We start from the raw sequence: 18,574 nt of genomic DNA on the forward strand, positions 1-18,574 counted from the left end.
TTCTTCATGCACCTGATCCGCCCCTTTACAGGTCTCAGACCCGCCCCATCCCGCGCCACCGATGTCGCAGCCCCACCTTACGACGTACTTTCCACCGACGAGGCGCGGGTGCGTGCCGAAGGCCATCCGTGGAGCTTCCTGCACATTTCCAAGCCGGAAATCGATCTGCCGGCGGGCACCAATCCTTATGCACCCGAGGTCTACGCCAAGGCAGCAGAGAACCTGAAAAAAATGCTGGCTGAAGGCATACTGGCGCGCGACACTGCGCCCTGCTATTACGCCTACCGCCTGATCATGGGCGGCCACAGCCAGATCGGCCTGGTCGCAGCTGCTTCGGTAGCGGATTACGACACCAACCGCATCCGCAAGCACGAATTCACCCGGCCCGACAAGGAAGACGACCGAGTACGCCAGATCGACGCGCTGAATGCCCAGACCGGCCCGGTGCTGCTGGCCTACCCCAATGCGCCGGAAGTGGACGAGATCCTGGCGCTCGCCGCATCCGCCGCGCCGGATGCCGACGTGACTGCCGACGACGTTATCCGCCATACAATCTGGGTGATACGCGACAGCGCAACGCTGGCCAGACTTTCTGCCGCCTTCGACGCCATGCCTGCGATTTACATCGCCGACGGCCACCACCGCTCGGCTGCTGCCTCGCGCGTCTGCGCCGCCCGCAAGACCGCCAACCCGCAGCACAGCGGCGAGGAAAGCTACAACTATTTCCTGTCCGTGATCTTCCCCCATCACCAGATGAAAATCATGGACTACAACCGTGTCGTCATCGACCTGAATGGCCTGGACAAGGACGCATTTCTCAAGCGCATTAGCGAACAGTTCTCGGTGCAGGCGAGCGCCTCTCAGGTCAAGCCGGCGAAACCCAATGAGTTCGGTCTCTATCTGCCCGGCCAGTGGTACCGCCTGGAAATACGCACCGACTTGATTCCGCAAAGTGATCCAGTCGGCCGCCTCGATGTCAGCCTGCTGCAGAATCACCTTATCGCGCCGGTGCTCGGCATCAACGACCCGCGCCGCGACAAGCGCATCGACTTCGTCGGTGGCATCCGTGGCTTGGAGGAACTGGAAAAACGCGTCGACAGCGGAGAAATGGCCGCAGCCTTCGCCCTGTTCGCAACCCGCATGGAAGACCTGATGGCGGTCGCCGATGCGGGCGAGGTGATGCCGCCCAAATCCACCTGGTTCGAGCCCAAGCTGGCTGACGGACTGGTATCGCACGTACTGGATTGATGCCGGAGAAACGCCGCCTCGCCGAATTCGGCTTGGTGGCCTTGGACATGGATTCCACCCTGATCACGGTGGAGACTCTGGATGAAATCGCCGACCTCGCCGGCATCAGGGAACAGGTGGCACCGATCACGGCAGCCGCCATGCGAGGCGAGATCGACTTCAGCGAGAGCCTGACCCGTCGTGTTGCGCTGTTCAAGGGCCTGGATCAAAGCATATTGCAGCGCGTCTACGACGAGTGGGTGAGTCTCAGCCCCGGCGCGGAACAGTTGATCGCCGAGCTCAAGCGTCTGGGCATTAAAACCCTGCTCATTTCCGGTGGCTTCAATTTTTTTACAGAGCGACTGAAAATCCGGCTGGGACTCGATTACGCGGTATCAAACCAAGTTGAAATCAGGGATGGTAAGCTGACCGGAAGGATTTCGGGCAAGATTCTCGACGGCCAGGGCAAGGCTGAGTGCCTGGACAAAATTCGAATAAAGCTTGGATTAACGAAGGAACAGACTATCGCCATCGGCGATGGTGCCAACGACCTGAAAATGCTGGCTGCTGCTGGAATTGGCATCGCCTATTGCGCAAAACCCGTGGTCAAGTCACAGACTCATTACGCGCTGGAAAACCCTGGCCTGGATGGAGTACTTAAGCTGTTCTCCGCGTCGTAACAAAGACACCTACATATAACTGAACAGGGAGAGACCCTGAACTTTCGTGAAAGACTTCTGTGCCGCTTCCAGCATAGTCTGCTGGCGTGTCAGATCGGTAATCGCCTTGGCGTAATCCAGATCCTGCAAGCTTGAAATGGTCTGCTGGTACTGCAACTGCAAATCCTCGCCCGTGCTTTTAACCGAATCAACTTCCTTCATGCGCGCACCAACCGAGGCCCGCACTGTCAGGATATTTTGCAGCGACTGGTCAAAATTCTGTATGGCCGTATTGATGCCATTGTTGAGCTTGGCAGAGGCCCCTGCACTACCCTGAACAGGAGTTTCGAGCTGGGTAATCAAGTCACCGAGTGTCTTGAACATATCCACATTGGTACTGGGCTGCACAGCGAAGGCATCTCCCGACACCGGAGTTCCCTTGATGTTCATGCTCCAGCCGTTGTAGCTGATCGTCGAACCTGACGTATAGGGCACACCTACTAAAGCTATGGGAGGGGCGGATGACGGACTGGAAACGTCAAAAGTGGTAGGGCTGGTGAAAGTAATGGTAACAGGCTGACGCAGATTGGTATCTGCCAGGTTGGTCACCGTCGCCGGATCAATGATGCCTGTGCCGGTATTTACCGCTGCCGCTACGCTTGTGATCGTGCCATTCCCGTTCTTGATGCGCTGAAAAACATCCGCGCCGGAATCGCTCACCGCCATCTGCCGTGACGGGCTGATCTGGATCAGGCGCTGCCCCTGATCCCCCTGATAGGTCACATTGCCCAACGAGGTTTCCACAAACGGCTTGGTTATCCCTTTGTAGCCTGAGAACATATACTGGCCATTGCCATCTGTGCTGTTCGCCAACCCAAGCAGCTCCTGATAGCGACTACGCAGATCAGTCGCGATACTGGCACGGTCCTGGTCATTCAAGGACGCATTGGCCGCCTGGAGCGCGGAAGTCCGCACATCCTGGATCAGGTTGCCAACGCTGCTCAGCATGCTTTCTTCCAGGCCAAGGCTGCTGGTTGCCGATCCCGCATTGGTGTCGTACTGCTTGTTAAGCGATTGCGATTGTGAAAGATCAAGCACTCGTGCGGATGCCACCGGATCATCTGAAGGAGACAAAATCCGACGGCCGGAAGAAACCTGTTGCTGGGTCTTGATCAAATCGGAGGTCGACTGCTGAATGCCAGCGACACCCAGATCGTATATTGTATTAGTGCTGATGCGCATGATTCACCCCTTATTTACCCAGGCCGAGCAAAACATCAAACAAACTAGTGGAAATCTGCAGCATTTTTCCAGCGGCCTGATAAGCCTGCTGGTAACGCATCAGATTTGCCGCTTCCTCATCGAGATTGACACCGGACATGGCCTGCTGCGCCTGCTGAGTTTGCGACACCAAGTTTGTCTGTGCCTTGGCCGTCACCTCGACCTCACGAGTCTTGTTGCCCACGAAGCTGACTAGCTGGCTGTAAGCCCCCTGGTAAGTCGTTGTCCCACCGGCAAGGGTATTTTGAGTTTGCAAACCCGCCAACAGCAGGGAATTGCGGTTGTCGGACACACCACCGGCGTTGGTTCCGACAATGAACGTATCGCCCGTTGCCGGGGTGCCGTTCAGCTGCGTCGTCCAGCCATTATAGGTCAGCGTAGCGCCAGAAACGGGGTTGTACACGACACTGGCCGCAAGCACGGTAGAGGTTGTGTTGTCGGTCACGCTAAAGTGGGTCGCATCGATGAATGCGATCCTGACGTTATCTAGCAGATTGGCGTTGGGAGGGGGCGGCAAGTTTACGCTGCCGGCACTGATCGTGCCCGAACCAATATTACCCAGCGTAGCTGAGGTCATGATTGGAGCGGCTGCGGCAATTTTTGCCGTATCGCTTATCGCTACGCCAATATCCCTTGCTCCATTACGAGTGGGCTGCAACAGCCAGCTATCTCCTGCCGTCACGACCCCTGGCGCGACGATGGACAGACCATCTGCCGTCTGCGGCAGAGCAGCGCCGGAAAACAGCGAGGCATTGTCAGAAAGCCGGGTTAATGAATAACCCGCAGCACTGTAGCTGAGACGGTAGTCACTCGTCGTCACGCTGGCAACATTGCTCAGCGTCACGGTCGGATTGCCGGAAGCGGCATTGTTATTGGTGTTGGGAACCACCTTGGCATAGGGAACCGCATTCTGCCCTGACACACCCGTCGAACCTGTCACATTGAAAAAATATCCACCCGGCTGACCTTGCAGGTCCATGCCAAGTCGGTGCTGATCATTGAATGTCTGCGCAAGTCCGATTGCAGTTCGTCCCAATGCATTCTGGGCAGAATCCAGCGTCTCATCGCGAAACGCCAGCAGCCCCCCTAAAGTGCCGCCCGTCAGGCTTCCCTTGGGGAGCAGAATGGTGCTCCCACCATAACTCACTCCTACGTCCAACCTCTCCGGATCTTCCAGAGAAGGGGCTGCCCCCATGGTAAAAGACTGTGCGCCGAGAACCAGAGTCTGCCCATTCCCAATAAAGACATTCAAACTGCCGTCGTTCTGCTTGACCGTCGACACCTTGATAATCTTGTTAAGCTCCCCGATCAACTGGTCACGCTGATCCAGCAGATCATTAGCCGGTTGTTGGCTACCCGCCGCGCCCTGAGCAATCCCGATTTGCTGGTTGAGGTTGGCAATCTGCTGAGCATAGGAATTGACGACTCCAACGCTGCTCCTTACCTCGCTATTCACGCCATCGCGGATCTCCGTGAAGCGCTGGTTAATGGCCTGGAAACGAGCAACCATCGTCTGGGCACCACTTAGCATCGCCTGGCGTGACGGAATCGAGGCCGGGCTGGTCGCCACATCATGTACGCCATTGAAGAACTCCTGCAATGCCGGAGACACCCCGGCGCTGGGATCGGCAAGCATATTATCCAGCTGTTTGATCTGAGCGTAGTAGGATTCCAGCTGGCTGGACTGGGTTTGCGCCTGCATCAGCTGACCGTCCAGCATTTGGCTGTAAATGCGTTTTACTGTATCCACATGCACGCCCTGACCGAGGAAGCCGATGCCGGTATATTGTGGGATATTGGTGCTCTGGACGATCTCCTGGCGATGAAAGCCTGCGGTGTTTACGTTACTGATATTGTGTTCGGTCGTCAGCAAGCCTGCCTGGGCTGTCGACAATGCACTTACACCGATTGAAAAGGTACTCATCTGCCATCTCCTTTCCGCCCTGCCACCTCGAAAGCGGCTTTTCAGGTGGAACCAATTGTTTAATTATCGGCAAAAACCAGCAAAACTTGAGACTATCCAGCCAATGCCTGCCGCATGGTTTCGCTGTTTACCACGCGCGCAAGTTTGCTGGCATACATCGGGTCAGTCGCGTAACCCGCCTGCTGCATCACACGGGCAAAACCTGCCGCATCTATATCCTGCCCAAACGCTCCCTGATAGCGCGGATTGTTTCGTAACAGCGCCGCATAGTCGCGAAAGCTTTCCGCATAGGAGCCGTAGGCGCGAAACCCTTCACGCCTGGCCTGAGGCACGCCATTAACGTATTCGGTGGTAGCCGCAGCCACCACCTCTCCGCCCCATTTCGCGCCAGCCTTAATGCCAAACAGATTGAGACTGTCCTGTCCGTCCTGACCGCGAATTGCGCGCTTTCCCCAGCCACTCTCCAGTGCCGCCTGGCCGAGCAGGAAATGGGGTGGGATACCCAGTTCTTTGCCCGCTTCGACCGCATGCGGCCACAACTTGTCGACAAACTCCTTGGGGTTCTTGAAGGCGGGTGTAGCGCTCTCCACACGCTCAGTCCACTGCTGCAGCGGCTTGGGCGAATCAATTTGTTTGGATTTTTCCAGAACCATCGGGGGCTGCGCTATTTTTTCCTGAGCTGCTTTTTCCAGATTGGGGTTGGAAGCAACCAGTCCGGAACGGGCCAACTGTTTTACCAACATATCCGCCACGCCGAGGCCCTTGCCCGTGGACAGCTTCTGCGCCAGTTGCTGGTCGAACAGTTGGGTATAAAGGTTCCCCTGCTCGCTATCTAACATCCCATCCTTCGGGGTCGCTTCACGCATGCTCTTCAACATCATGTTCATGAAAATACCTTCGAACTGCTGGGCGACAGCCTTAAGTGCGGCATCGGGATCCTGTTTTACCTGCAAGCGAAGCTTGTCCACGCTTTGGACGTCAAGCGCGAACCGGGATGAAATGTCCTGCGTCCCTATCATTATTTTTCCTAAATGACTTCTAGTTCAGCGCGCAGTGCTCCCGCAGCCTTCATCGCCTGAAGAATCGCGAGCAGGTCCTGTGGTGTCGCGCCTACCGCGTTCAACGCCTTCACGACATCATTTAGCGAAGTACTGCGCGGCAGCATCACCAGCCCACCCTTTTCCGCTTTAATTTCGATCTGCGCCTGCTGGGTGACCACCGTTTCTCCCTTGGCTAAAGGAGCTGGCTGGCTAACCTGAGGTTCGCTGGAGATGGAAACGGTCAGATTACCATGTGCGACGGCGCAAGCCTCCACCATGACCGACTTGTTCATCACCACCGAACCGGTACGTGCGTTCATGATGACCTTGGCCAGGGATTCACCCGGAGTCACTGTCAGATTTTCCATGCGCGCCAGAAAAGAAACTCGCTGGTTGATGTCGCGCGGCGCCAATACCCTGATCACACGGCCGTTCTCTGCATTGGCAGAACCCTCCCCGAAGGAACGGTTAATCGAGGTCACGACCCGGCTGGCGGTGGTATAGTCGGAATCCTTCAACTCCAGCGTAATGTAGTCGCCCTGCCCCAGAGGCATGTCTACGGCCCGCTCCACTGTAGCGCCATCGGTGATGCGGCCAACACTCAACTGGTTCACCTGAGCGCTACTGCCACCGGATGAGGCGCCCACGCCGCCGACCAGCAAATTCCCTTGCGCCATGGCATAAACCTGGCTGTCCGCACCCTTCAACGGCGTCATCAGCAAAGTGCCGCCGCGCAGGCTCTTGGCATTACCGATGGAAGACACGGTGATATCCAGGGTCTGACCCGGCTTGGCGAAGGGAGGAAGCGAGGAGGTTACCGTCACCGCCGCCACATTTTTCAGTTGCAAGCTGGTTCCCGGAGGCAAGTTCACACCGAGTTGGCCCAGCATGCTGATGACGCTCTGCACTGTGAATGGCGTCTGGGTCGTCTGGTCGCCACTGCCATCCAGCCCCACCACCAAGCCGTAGCCTATCAGCTGGTTGTTACGCACGCCCTGGATCGATGCCAAATCCTTGATGCGCTCCGCCTGGGCAGGCAGCGCAATAAGCACTGTCGTCACAAGCACGATAATTTTTAAAGATAGTTTCATTTCGACTCCCGGCCATCAGCACAACAACCTGTTGCTCGCTGCACAATTAAACTTAACCACCAACAAGCATGAAGCGTGCCAATTCATAATAATCACCTTACATGATTACCCCCTCTCCTGCTTGCGGGAGAGGGTTGGGGAGAGGGATTGCCCCTTTTGAGAGTAGCCTGTATAGGGATTAAAGACGGGGCTTCATGGCGCAGAACAATCCCAGCCAAAACGAGAAGTTACAAATATGGAGCGGAAAAAAGCAGCGGCAAGAATTGCCGCTTGCGGCAAGATTATCTGGAGAACTCCATAGAAGCAGGATTATTCCTTAACTACGAAGCTCTCTCTCCTACAAGCAGGGGAGAGAGCAAATGTGAAAGACGCTTGTTTTGTTTTATCAGAAAGGCAGCACCGACAGGAAAAATTTGGTCATCCAGCCCATGACTTGGGCGGAATCCATCTCACCCCGACCCTTAAACTCGATCCGTGCGTCCGCTACCTGAGTCGAAGTAACCACATTCGCCGAGGAAATCGTGCTCGGATTCACCACGCCTGAGAACCGGACATATTCGGTTCCCTCATTAATCCCCATCTGCTTCTCGCCGCTAACCAGCAAATTACCATTCGGCAGTACGTCTATAACCGTCACAGTGAGCATTCCCAGCAAAGCATTCTTCTGGGATGAATCACCTTTACCCTCGAACTTCTGGGAGCCAGACGCCGTGACACTAGTATCAAAATTAGCCGCTCCACCCAAAATTCCAGCAACGCCCAGTTTCGATGGTGAGGGGGTATAGCCAAAAATTGTGGGGGTAGCCGCCGTTTCAGCGACGCTACTTGTTTTCCCTGCTGTAGAACTGACATTTTTGCTGGCGCTGGTTGATTCGACGATGTTAATGGTGAGCACATCCCCAACATTGCGGGCACGCCGGTCTTCGAACAAGGGCCTTGAGTAACTGGCTTGGTAGATCGCTCCGCCCGATGCAGCGCGTTCCGGCGCAGGCGCAGGTCTGACGCTCATCGGCTGGTGCACGTTGGTCGAGGGCACTGTGGAACAGCCCACCAAAGCTGTCAGGCTCAACATCAGCATCATGCCGAATTGAATTTTTAAGGCTTTCATGACCTCACCTCCCTCCCATCTTCATCACAACTGCGTCAGCTTCTGCAGCATCTGATCGGAAACAGTAACCGCCTTGGAATTTATTTCATAAGCGCGCTGCGCCTGAATCATGTTAACCATCTCCTCCACCACGTTGACGTTGGAAGTTTCCAGATAGTTCTGGTTGAGAAACCCCAAACCGTTGGTACCGGGCGTATTCGCTGACGGCGCGCCTGAAGCAGCCGTTTCCTGAAACAGATTCTCGCCGAGACTCTGCAAGCCGGCCGGATTGATGAAGCCCGCCAATTGCAGGGTACCAACCTGTGTCGGTGCGGGAGAGCCCGACTGCAACACGGTCACGGTGCCATCCTTGCCTATAGTCACACTGATTGCATTCGAGGGAATGGTAATCGCGGGTTGCAACGGATACCCGCTGGAGGTCACCATCTGCCCTTGGCTGTCGACCTGAAACGAACCATCACGGGTATAGGCGGTGGTTCCATCAGGCATCAGTATCTGGAGGAATCCTTTACCATTGATGGCCACGTCCAGACTGTTGCCGGTCTGTTGGAGGCTACCCTGGGTGTGTATCTTTTCCACAGCCACCGGGCGCACACCGGTACCCAACTGCAAACCGGTGGGCAGCTGCGTCTGCTGCGAAGACTGGGCTCCCGGCTGACGCAATGTCTGGTAAAGCAAATCCTCGAACACCGGTCGTGCCCGCTTGAAGCCATTGGTGCTGACGTTCGCCAAGTTGTTGGAGATCACGTCGATATTGGTTTGCTGGGCATCCAGGCCGGTTTTGGCAATCCACAGGGAGCGTATCATGGTTGTTTATCCTTATGCATTCAGATTCATAATTTGGTTGGCTTTTTGCGAGTTGCTCTCCGCGTTTTGCAGCAGCTTCACCTGCATGTCGTACTGACGTGCCAGGCTGATCATGCCGACCAGCGCATCGACCGCATTGACATTGCTGGTTTCGAGCGCCTTCTGGGCCAATACCACGTTGGCATCCGCCGGTGCTGGCATGCCGCTATTCAGGCGGAACAGGCCGTCGCCACTCTTGACCAGATCTGCCTCCGGAGGATTGACCAGCTTGACTCTGCCGACCGTCGCAACGGTATTGGGGGCTTGCCCCATCGGAATGATCGAGACAGTGCCATCCTTGGCAATCGTTACTTCCGCATCTGGCGGCACTGCCAGCGGGCCGCCGTCACCCATTACCGTCAGACCATTGCGGGTTTGCAGCAAGCCATTGGCGCCAACCAGCAAACTGCCGTTGCGGGTATAAGCCTCGCTGCCATCCGCTGACTGCACCGCAATCCAGCCCTTGCCCTGCACCGCAATGTCCAGGTCACGATCGGTGTTCTGGATCGTGCCCGTTGAAAAATCCGCCCCAATGGTCGAATCCACGACGAAGGTTCGCGTCTGCGCACCTTCGCCCAGCACCGGCAAGGCGCGGAATGAATTGGCTTCAGCCTTGTAGCCGGTGGTGGAGGCATTCGCCAGGTTGTGCGCCACCTGCGCCTGCTGGTGCATGGTGTGCTTGGCGCCATTCATCGCGATGTAGATCAGACGATCCATGTTTTTTTAGTCCTGGTTACGAGTCCTGAGTCCTGAGTCCTGAGTCCTGAGTCCTGAGTCCTGAGTCCTGAGTCCTGAGTCCTGAGTCCTGAGTCCTGAGTCCTGAGTCCTGAGTCCTGAATGATTTTACTCAGGACTTTTAACCCAGCACTAAGGACTGTTTTTATTACCTGAGATTAACCAGGGTCTGCATAATGGAATCCTGGGTTTTAATCGTCTGGGCGTTGGCCTGGTAAACCCGCTGAGCGGTGATCATGTTTACCAGTTCCGCCGTCAGGTCAACATTGGAGTCTTCCACTGCGGAAGACTGCAACACCCCCAGACTCCCCGACCCAGGCACGCCGGCCACGGGAACCGCGTTACCCGAAGAGGAGGTCTCACCCCACTGGTTGTTTCCCAGGGGTTGCAAGCCCTGTGGATTCTGGAAATTAGTTACAGTGACCTGCCCCAGAGTCTTCGTCTGTCCATTGGTATACCGGCCTTTGATAAAGCCATCCGGACTAATCGAGGTGCCGGTCAATTTGCCTGAAGAGTAGCCGTCTTGACTGAGCGCATTCACCCCGAAACTCGCACCATACTGGCTAGTGCCGGAAAAGCTGACCGGAAAGACAATATTCGCGCCAGACAGTGTAATAAAGTTAGCTGGCGAACCGGCCCCAGGCGCAGCCAGTACAGTCAGACTCCCCGCGCCCAATGAAGAAGATGTAAGCGTACCATTGGTGCCAAATGTCAGCGTAGTAATTGGTGTCGTCGGAGCCGGAACGCTAATGGTGTTCCCCTGAGGATTTGTAACGGTGCTATAAACGTCCCAAATATTTGTAGCTGATTTTTTGAAATACAGAGTTTGGCTATACGGATTACCTTGCGAGTCATAAATCGCCAACGAGGTGGACTGATTAAAAGTGGTGGGATCCTGATAGTTGAAGGCGGTTGCAATAATGGGATTGCGCGAATCCAGGTTTAGTTGAGCGAGCACACCTGGGGCGGTGGTAGCAGCTCCGGTCGCAAGAGGAGGCTGATCACCGGTGTTAAGCTGTATAGGCACCGGGGTGCTGGTGTCGAGAACACCTGTTGTGGCATTCAACGCAAAACCCGTGAGCTGGAGTCCGCGAGCGTCAACAATATAATTGTTCTTGTCCATTTGAAACTGGCCATTGCGGGTATAGCTGATTGCCCCGCCCTGGCTCATGCGGAAAAAACCCCGGCCATTAATGGCCACGTCCATGGGGTTGTTGCTGGCGGTGATGTTTCCCTGGGTAAACTGCTGCGTCACCGTCGACACCTGGGTGCCCAAGCCGATATTCGAGGAGCCCGCGCCCGACAAGGATGCCGCATAAACATCCGAGAATTCGGCACGAGATTGCTTATAGCCAACCGTGTTGGTATTGGCCACGTTATTGCCGATGACATCCAGGCTCTTGGAAGCCGCGTTCAGTCCACTTAATCCCTGTTGAAAGCTCATGATTTACTCCCGCCTAAAAAATCTGCTTAACTGTGGCAACATCCAGACTACCCAGCACATCGGTGTTGAGCATCACCCCTGAAGCACCCAGGGAAACACTGCCCACCCTGCCGAGGGCCAGGTTCACTGCATCCACCTTCTGACCGCCCTGAGACGCACTCACTTCAAAGGTATACGTCCCGTTGGCCGCATTGGCACCGCTATCCGTCATCCCGTCCCACTGGAACATCACATTCCCCGCTTGCTGCGCGCCCAAATCCACGCTGTGCAGCGTGTTGCCCGCCGCGCCCTTAATCGTGACCACGGCATGATCCACAGACTGCGCCAGATTGAAACCACCGGCAGCCGCGCCACCTTGCAACAGCAAGCTGGAACCGGGCGCCAGCACGCTACGTCCGATCATGCCAGCAGCCTGTAGTGACTGGCTAGCCGCAAAGGAACTCGACATTGCCTGCAACGACGTATTCAACTTCTCGATCCCGCTAACCGTGCTCAGTTGCGCCATTTGCGAGGTCACCTGGGCATTATCCAGAGGGTTAAGTGGATCCTGGTTTTTCATCTGGGTAACCAGCAGCTTGAGAAATCGATCTTCAGATTCCTGAGCAGCGCTTTTGGTTGTGGTCGTTGCACCACTGGTTCCGCTCGTTACCGCATCAACTGTGCTCATGGTTCTTTACTCCTTATTGACCCAAGGTCAGGGTTTTCATCAGCAGCGTCTTCGCTGTATTCATCATGTCCGCATTATTCTGGTAAGAGCGCGAGGCCGAGATCATGTTGACCATTTCCTCCACCACATTGACATTGGGCATGGTGACAAAACCCTGGGCGTCCGCCAGTGGATGTTTCGGGTCGTACATGCGCTTCATTGGCGATGGGTCCTCGATCACCCCCGCCACTTTCACGCCGGCACTTCCGGAGCCGCTTCCGCCAAGCGGCATCGCGCTAAACACGACCTGCTTTGCCCGATAGGGTTGGCCGGTCGAACTGGTTGCACTGTCCGCATTGGCGAGATTGCTCGCCACCGCATTGAGGCGCTGAGATTGCGCCGTCATGGCAGAACCCGCGATACTGAACACATTAGATAAGGACATTATTCACCTCGAACCGCAGACTATTTTTCTCTGAATTCATCACGCACCTGCAGATATTGCAGATTGCATTTTTCTGAACCCATCACGCAGATATTCCACTGCAAACTGGTAGTGGATGGCGTTATCGGCGAACTGGGCCCGCTCCACATCCATATCCACGGTATTCCCATCGATACTGGGTTGCACGGCGGCACGATAAAGCGCTTGTGCATTCAATGTCCCGACGGAAGCCTGCAAGTGCCGGGATGAGGTCGCGCTCAGGTCAAGGTTCCCCACCTGCACGCCTTGGGCGCGCTGCAATTCCTTGGAGAAATCGATGTCCCGTGCTTTGTAATTAGGAGTATCCGCATTGGCGATGTTGGATGCCAGCACTTGCTGCCGGTACGCACGCAGGTTCAGCGCATCCTCCATGAACTTGAAGCCATTGTTAATGCCGTTGATCACTTGCCATTCTCCGAATCGAATTCACTCAATCGGTTAAAAGCATAAAACGTGCCAACACTAGATGGTCAGGAACAAAGCCCTGGCAAAGTGGACCGGACAGATTTGAAATGAAAGCGGACGATTCGAAGGCGGCAAGAATTGCCGCCTTCGGCAAGATTGTCCGGCAAGGGGGAACTACTCGGCGGCAAACACCCGGTTACGGCCCGCTGCCTTTGCCTTGTAGAGCGCCTGATCGGCGCGTGAGATGATGGCATCAGCCGACTCATCCGGCTGGCGCAATGCAATGCCAGCACTGAAAGTGATCAATACCTTCTCGTTCTTGTGCAGAAAAAATTTCTTGGTCAACTCCCGCTGCAGCCGCATCATGGTCTTCGTCCCTTCCTCGACGCCAGTCTCCGGCAGAATGATGACGAACTCCTCACCGCCGAAACGCGCAATTACGTCCGTCGGCCGCAAGGTTTCCTTGACCACACGCACCAAATGAATCAGCGCATCGTCCCCAGCATCGTGGCCGTAGGTGTCGTTGAGACGCTTGAAATAATCGATATCGAACAGTGCCACGCAAAGCGGTGTATGGGTTCTTTCGGAACGTGCAAACTCGCGCTGGAAGGCATCTTCCATGCCGCGCCGGTTGAGTGTGCCAGTCAGAAAATCTTCTTGCACCAGACTGGTGGTTTTATCCAGTTCGGCCTCCAGCTCCTTGATCTTGTTCTCGGAAGCCTCCACCTGCTTGCGAGTTTCTTCCATCTCGTCGCGCGATCGCTGCATATCAACCTGCATCCCCTTGGTATCGCTCATCAAGTTCTCAAGGATCCGGTTCAACTGGTTGATATCATCTGTCTTGCTAATCTGCTCGGAATAACCCTCGATTCTTTTATTGTATTCAGACGTGCTGGAAGACATTTCACCCAACCGGCCAATAAATGACGTCACCATATGTTTTAGCGTCGTCTTTGCATCGTTCAGCCCCTGCTTAAGCGCTCCCTGCTTGTAGATCAACTCCTTGAAGCTACGCTCGACATCGTAAATGACGCGTGGATTCAGTGGTTGAGAAATAATCTCCTGCACCACGGCAATCTGGCCATGCAACCACTGATCATCCAGAGAAAGCTCGCTGATATTGTCCACCAGCAGCTTCAAAAGTTTCAACAGTCCATCCATGATTACCGCATCGGATTCACCGCGCAGCTCAAGCTTGACCCAGTACTGCTTGAGTGACTTGGACAGTTTTTCCAATGCATCAGGGCCTTCCGCAGCACGTACCATAACCGCCAATTTGTTAGCCTCACCAGCCAACTCGGGGAACTGCGTCAAATGTGGAACGATGCCAATTTCCAGAGTTTTGGCCAACATTTCCCGCAATAGTCTGAAATTATCCTTCGACAGCGCATCTGCGCTTACAGACAAGGCCTTCACCCCGACAACCGGAGTTGAAACTTGCACTTCCAGCACCGGAACACTCTCTTCAGAAACCGATGTACTCTCGTCCATTTGCACACCTGCCTGGCCAGCCGGATTTTTCGCCCAGGCATTTACCAACGCTTGCAGTTTTTTGTGCAGATTTCTGGAGTCCGAGGCGAAATTGATCAACACCCGCTCCACGCCTTCTTTCTTTCTGGCTATGGGAAGCCCACTTTGCTTGAGATCCCATTGCTTCAGCAACTCCCTGATCAGATTCGCCCAGGACGCCTCCTCGCCACCCGACTGACCGACCAAGGCGGACATCCCGGATTCAAATTCTTTCCAATCGCGCTCTCCAATAGCCTTGTCGATCAGCGCCAATGTCTTGCTCAATGCGGGATTTTTTTTGGCCAACCCTTGCAGTATTTTCTGTAGCGCCTGGTCCGCACCCTGATTCCCAACCCCGGAAGGCTTGCCGGAGGTTTCATCGTAAATTTTCTGGTAGTTTTCGGGCGTCGGCAAAAGGCGCCGAACGGAAAGAAGCTTCAGGGTTTCGCGTGCGATATCGGTAGGATTGGTAAATGTCGGCATGTGAGTAGGATTATTGAGGTCACTTGAAGGCTCCAACTCGATGGAAACCTGATCAATGGATCATAGCACTCGCCACATCACGCTTCAATCCATACCTTTTTTAGGTATGGCCGCGGCGCTTAACGCCCCGATAAAGCAGGCGTTAGCCTCCACTGAAACTTCGTTTTCGGGTTACAATTACTATAACCTGCAACCATTCCGTACCTCTGATGGTCAATTTCCCAGCTCGATCTTTTTTTGGCAACAAGCACATCTTGGTGGCGCTCTGCTGCCTGCTTTCCACCTTTTCGCCAGCCTGCGCCAGCGCCGGCTGGCAGGATATTGGAATGATCCGCAAGACTGTAGATCACTTCGTGCGACAGAATACCGCCGAACTGCCTGGAGAGGTAACATCGACTGTGGGTGCGATTGACCCACGCCTGCAACTGCCCTCATGCGATACACCGGAAGCTTTCCTACCCTCCGGCAGCCGATTGTGGGGAAACTCCACCGTAGGGGTGCGCTGCCAATCCGCCACCCCGTGGACCATTTATGTGCCGGTCAGCGTCAGGATCATGGCGCAGACCGCCGTTGCCACCCGCCCTTTAAGCGCCGGCCAGACTGTCAGCCCAGCCGATGTCGCGATGCAAAGCAATGATCTTTCGCAACTGCCACCTGGAGTCATCACGGATCCCGAACTTGCCATCGGTAAAACCGTCATTTATAGCGCCTCAACGGGTCAACCCTTCCGGCATGATATGTTGCGAGCCCCCAAAGTCATCCAGCAGGGGCAAACAGTGAAGCTGATGGCGAAAGGAAACGGGTTCCAGGTCACGTCTGAAGGCAAGGCGCTCGCGAATGCCACCCTGGGTCAAGTAGTATCGGTGCGCACCCAGTCCGGAGAAGTCATCAGCGGCATCGCCAAACAGAATGGCGTGGTGGAAGTGAATTTTTAGAAAAAATATTTAAGTCGAGACGCTATGACCGCTAAAAATCTGGATGGCAAGGCGCTGTCCGAGCAAATTCTTCAACAAGTCAGGCAAGGGGTGGAAGCACGCCTTGCCGCTGGCAAACGCGCGCCGGCACTGGCCGTAATCCTGGTTGGAGCAGAACCTGCCTCAGCGATCTACGTACGCAATAAGCGACGCTCGTGCGAAACTGCTAATGTGCGCTCAGTCTCCCACGACCTGCCCGCGACCACCACCCAGGAAACGTTGCTGGCGCTGATCGACCAGTTCAACGACGACCCCGGTATCGACGGCATTCTGGTTCAGCTGCCATTGCCGCAACATATCGACCCCGAAACCGTGATAGAACGCATCCATCCGGACAAGGACGTGGACGGCTTCCACCCCTACAACATCGGTCGCCTGGCGCTACGCATCCCGGTGCTGCGCCCATGCACACCGCATGGCGTTATGACTCTGCTCAAGACCACTGGGGAGAACCTTAAGGGAAAACATGCTGTGATCGTCGGCGCTTCCAACATCGTCGGACGGCCGATGGGACTGGAACTCCTGCTCGCCGGCTGCACTGTCACCACCACCCACCGCTTCACCCGTGACCTGCCCGCCTTCATTCGCCAGGCGGAAATTCTGGTGGTGGCAGTAGGAAAACCAAAATTTATTCAGGGTGAATGGATACGCGAAGGAGCTACGGTGATTGATGTCGGCATCAACCGCCTTCCGGACGGCAGCATCTGCGGCGATGTCGAATTCGAAGAGGCGCGCCAGCGCGCGGCCTGGATCACACCTGTACCTGGCGGAGTGGGTCCGATGACGGTCGCAACGCTGCTGGAAAACACGTTAGCGGCGGCCCAAAGGCACGCACCGTAACCTGCACTTAGCCTGCGGCGTGCCAGCGCCGTAACAAATCAAGATCGACACATTCCTGGCCAGTCGCTTCCCCTTTCATCATACGAAATGGCTGACCTGGCTCGCCCAGATCGCTCAACACCGCCACCACGCCAGAGAAATCGTGATCCAGCGTATAGTCGTTGATCGTTACAACGGTTTTCAAACCCGCACCTACACTTGCCCTTACGCCGTTCTCCGAGTCTTCCAGCGCCAGGCAATCTGCAGCGTCGAGCTTCATCTTGTCCAGCGCCCAGAAATAGATATCCGGCGCCGGTTTCTTCGCAGGAACGACATCACCTGCCGCAATCACCTCGAACCATTCAGCCGGATCGCCACCCAAGGTATTACCCAATAGGGCGGTCACATTCTCCGGGGTAGTGGTAGTCGCGATCGCCAGCCTGATACCAGCGCCCCTGGCCTCGTTAAGCAGCCGCTTGACCCCGCTACGCAGGGGTATCCCACCCCGACCCAGCAACTCGACGTAATGACCGGTTTTGGCCTTGTGCAGGGTCACCACCAAATCGTCAAAATCTTTGGGCTTGCTGTAATCCGGCCGGAAACGCTCCACATAAAACCGGATACGTTCCTTGCCACCAGTAACTTCCAGCAACTTGCCGTACAGCGGCACATCCCATTCCCAATCCAACCCAAACTCCCGGAAAGCCGCATTGAATGCCAACCGGTGACCATCACGCTCGGTGTCCGCGAGGGTGCCGTCCACATCAAAAATCAAAGCCTTTAACACGCCTGCTCCTTTTGCCCAAACTTGCGATAAGTCAGAATTTCTGTTATTAAAGCGGTTTCGCTAAAAACGGTAGAGCTTACATGTCCGCAGAATTACGCAAACAATTCACCCCCTACGTTCCAAAAAAGAATGAAGAATACATGAACACTCGACAGCTTGCGCATTTTCGCAAAATTCTCGAGGACTGGAAAGGCGAACTGAGCCAGGATATCGACCGTACCGTGCATACCATGCAGGACGAAGCGACGATCTTTGCCGACCCCAATGACCGCGCCAGCCAGGAATCCGACATGGCACTAGAACTCAGAAACCGCGACCGCGAACGCAAACTCATCAAGAAAATTAACGAAACCATCGGCAAAATCGAAGCCGAAGATTACGGATACTGCGAAAGCTGCGGCGTCGAAATCGGCCTGAAGCGCCTGGAAGCACGTCCCACCGCCACGCTGTGCATCGACTGCAAGACGCTCGACGAACTAAGAGAAAAGCAAGTTGCCAAATGAAAATTAGGCGACTTGCTTTCAGTGAAGACTAACCTTTGCCGAGGCCAAGGCTATGTCGGAACTAGATGCAGGTTGCCAAATATACCTTTCACGGCCTAACGTTCCTTATGCAAACTTCCGCTACACAGCCTGACCCTGCCCAGAACGAATTCCAGCGTCAAATGAGCGGGCTGTTGTACAGTTTGCTTAAATGGGCTCAATTGTCCGAATTCTGGACCAAAGTGGACAAGGATGCCGGCTGGTATCTCTATGCCGTTGGCGAGGCCGTGCCAATCGCCCCCGCTACGCCAGCACAGGTGGAAAAATTCATCGTTGAAATGGATGCACTACTTCGGCAAGACCACCGCGAAAGCTACTGCGGCATCGTCTACGCTGACTGTCTGGACAAACCCTCTTTCATCAAGATCTATGACCCCAATCATCTGGGTGTCTCCTGCGGCTCAAGTAAAAATGCAATCTTGCCTGGCTGGATCATGAGCTTGGCACCTCCCACCGAACTGCATCTGAAATACGCCCTGCCCGCCAACCGCCAGCGCTGGTGGCAAGGACTTTTTTCTCAGAAATAAATCGCCAACAAAAAAAGCCCCCTTGGCTTTCGCCAAGGGGGCT

19 protein-coding genes are annotated in these 18,574 nt (G+C 55.2%); 6 read left to right on the forward strand and 13 right to left on the reverse strand.

Going from position 1 to position 18,574, the window contains the following annotated elements:
* Positions 1 to 6: 6 nt before the first annotated feature.
* Together SCT_RS08950 and serB are read left to right on the forward strand one after the other, a co-directional pair.
* Positions 7 to 1,248, forward strand: a complete 1,242-nt coding sequence (locus SCT_RS08950; RefSeq protein ID WP_059421876.1) for a DUF1015 domain-containing protein — start codon at positions 7 to 9, stop codon at positions 1,246 to 1,248.
* On the forward strand, positions 1,248 to 1,907 hold the full coding sequence (serB, locus tag SCT_RS08955; protein WP_059421878.1) for a phosphoserine phosphatase SerB: 660 nt from the start codon (positions 1,248 to 1,250) through the stop codon (positions 1,905 to 1,907). The genes SCT_RS08950 and serB overlap by 1 nt, the downstream gene beginning before the upstream one ends.
* 9 nt (positions 1,908 to 1,916) lie before the next feature.
* Here the strand turns inward: serB and flgL are convergent, their stop codons facing one another.
* The 12 genes from flgL to SCT_RS09015 all read right to left on the reverse strand — a co-directional run bounded on the left by flgL (position 1,917) and on the right by SCT_RS09015 (position 14,882).
* On the reverse strand, positions 1,917 to 3,128 hold the full coding sequence (gene flgL / locus SCT_RS08960; RefSeq protein WP_059421879.1) for a flagellar hook-associated protein FlgL: 1,212 nt from the start codon (positions 3,126 to 3,128) through the stop codon (positions 1,917 to 1,919).
* A 10-nt stretch (positions 3,129 to 3,138) separates the two neighbouring features.
* Positions 3,139 to 5,091 (reverse strand): flagellar hook-associated protein FlgK, encoded by a 1,953-nt coding sequence (gene flgK / locus SCT_RS08965; RefSeq protein ID WP_059421882.1) that lies wholly within the window; start codon positions 5,089 to 5,091, stop codon positions 3,139 to 3,141.
* A 92-nt stretch (positions 5,092 to 5,183) separates the two neighbouring features.
* Positions 5,184 to 6,110 (reverse strand): flagellar assembly peptidoglycan hydrolase FlgJ, encoded by a 927-nt coding sequence (gene flgJ / locus SCT_RS08970; RefSeq protein ID WP_059421888.1) that lies wholly within the window; start codon positions 6,108 to 6,110, stop codon positions 5,184 to 5,186.
* An 8-nt stretch (positions 6,111 to 6,118) separates the two neighbouring features.
* A complete protein-coding gene (locus SCT_RS08975) occupies positions 6,119 to 7,222 on the reverse strand; it encodes a flagellar basal body P-ring protein FlgI (protein WP_059421891.1) in 1,104 nt (367 codons plus the stop codon).
* 385 nt (positions 7,223 to 7,607) lie between these two features.
* A complete protein-coding gene (locus SCT_RS08980) occupies positions 7,608 to 8,330 on the reverse strand; it encodes a flagellar basal body L-ring protein FlgH (protein ID WP_059421893.1) in 723 nt (240 codons plus the stop codon).
* Positions 8,331 to 8,354: 24 nt separating this feature from the next.
* Positions 8,355 to 9,137 carry a flagellar basal-body rod protein FlgG gene (gene flgG, locus SCT_RS08985; protein WP_059421896.1) on the reverse strand — a complete coding sequence of 261 codons (783 nt, stop codon included), beginning with the start codon at positions 9,135 to 9,137 and terminating at the stop codon, positions 8,355 to 8,357.
* Between the two features lie 12 nt (positions 9,138 to 9,149).
* Positions 9,150 to 9,893, reverse strand: coding sequence for a flagellar basal-body rod protein FlgF (gene flgF / locus SCT_RS08990; protein WP_059421899.1), 744 nt, complete (start codon positions 9,891 to 9,893; stop codon positions 9,150 to 9,152).
* Positions 9,894 to 10,059: 166 nt separating this feature from the next.
* Positions 10,060 to 11,355 carry a flagellar hook protein FlgE gene (gene flgE, locus SCT_RS08995; RefSeq protein ID WP_059421901.1) on the reverse strand — a complete coding sequence of 432 codons (1,296 nt, stop codon included), beginning with the start codon at positions 11,353 to 11,355 and terminating at the stop codon, positions 10,060 to 10,062.
* A gap of 13 nt (positions 11,356 to 11,368) precedes the next feature.
* Positions 11,369 to 12,022 carry a flagellar hook assembly protein FlgD gene (locus SCT_RS09000; protein ID WP_059421902.1) on the reverse strand — a complete coding sequence of 218 codons (654 nt, stop codon included), beginning with the start codon at positions 12,020 to 12,022 and terminating at the stop codon, positions 11,369 to 11,371.
* 13 nt (positions 12,023 to 12,035) lie between these two features.
* On the reverse strand, positions 12,036 to 12,446 hold the full coding sequence (gene flgC / locus SCT_RS09005) for a flagellar basal body rod protein FlgC (protein ID WP_059421903.1): 411 nt from the start codon (positions 12,444 to 12,446) through the stop codon (positions 12,036 to 12,038).
* A gap of 39 nt (positions 12,447 to 12,485) precedes the next feature.
* On the reverse strand, positions 12,486 to 12,890 hold the full coding sequence (gene flgB, locus SCT_RS09010; protein WP_059421905.1) for a flagellar basal body rod protein FlgB: 405 nt from the start codon (positions 12,888 to 12,890) through the stop codon (positions 12,486 to 12,488).
* A gap of 174 nt (positions 12,891 to 13,064) precedes the next feature.
* Positions 13,065 to 14,882, reverse strand: a complete 1,818-nt coding sequence (locus SCT_RS09015; protein WP_059421907.1) for a GGDEF domain-containing protein — start codon at positions 14,880 to 14,882, stop codon at positions 13,065 to 13,067.
* 257 nt (positions 14,883 to 15,139) lie between these two features.
* Here SCT_RS09015 and flgA point away from each other — a divergent pair, with 257 nt between their 5' ends.
* On the forward strand, positions 15,140 to 15,817 hold the full coding sequence (gene flgA / locus SCT_RS09020; protein ID WP_237759644.1) for a flagellar basal body P-ring formation chaperone FlgA: 678 nt from the start codon (positions 15,140 to 15,142) through the stop codon (positions 15,815 to 15,817).
* Positions 15,818 to 15,841: 24 nt separating this feature from the next.
* On the forward strand, positions 15,842 to 16,696 hold the full coding sequence (gene folD / locus SCT_RS09025; RefSeq protein WP_059421909.1) for a bifunctional methylenetetrahydrofolate dehydrogenase/methenyltetrahydrofolate cyclohydrolase FolD: 855 nt from the start codon (positions 15,842 to 15,844) through the stop codon (positions 16,694 to 16,696).
* 7 nt (positions 16,697 to 16,703) lie between these two features.
* Here the strand turns inward: folD and SCT_RS09030 are convergent, their stop codons facing one another.
* Entirely contained in the window at positions 16,704 to 17,462 is a 759-nt protein-coding gene (locus SCT_RS09030) for an HAD family hydrolase (RefSeq protein ID WP_059421911.1), read from the reverse strand.
* A gap of 80 nt (positions 17,463 to 17,542) precedes the next feature.
* On the opposite strand from SCT_RS09030, the gene dksA reads away from it, so the two are divergent.
* Together dksA and SCT_RS09040 are read left to right on the forward strand one after the other, a co-directional pair.
* Positions 17,543 to 17,965, forward strand: a complete 423-nt coding sequence (dksA, locus tag SCT_RS09035) for an RNA polymerase-binding protein DksA (RefSeq protein ID WP_009205513.1) — start codon at positions 17,543 to 17,545, stop codon at positions 17,963 to 17,965.
* Positions 17,966 to 18,072: 107 nt separating this feature from the next.
* Positions 18,073 to 18,531: a hypothetical protein gene (locus tag SCT_RS09040; protein WP_059421945.1), complete on the forward strand. Its 459-nt coding sequence runs from the start codon at positions 18,073 to 18,075 to the stop codon at positions 18,529 to 18,531.
* Positions 18,532 to 18,574 lie beyond the last annotated feature (43 nt).

It is taken from the genome of Sulfuricella sp. T08, from assembly GCF_000971475.1.
In the GTDB taxonomy this organism is placed as follows: Bacteria; Pseudomonadota; Gammaproteobacteria; order Burkholderiales; family Sulfuricellaceae; genus Sulfuricella.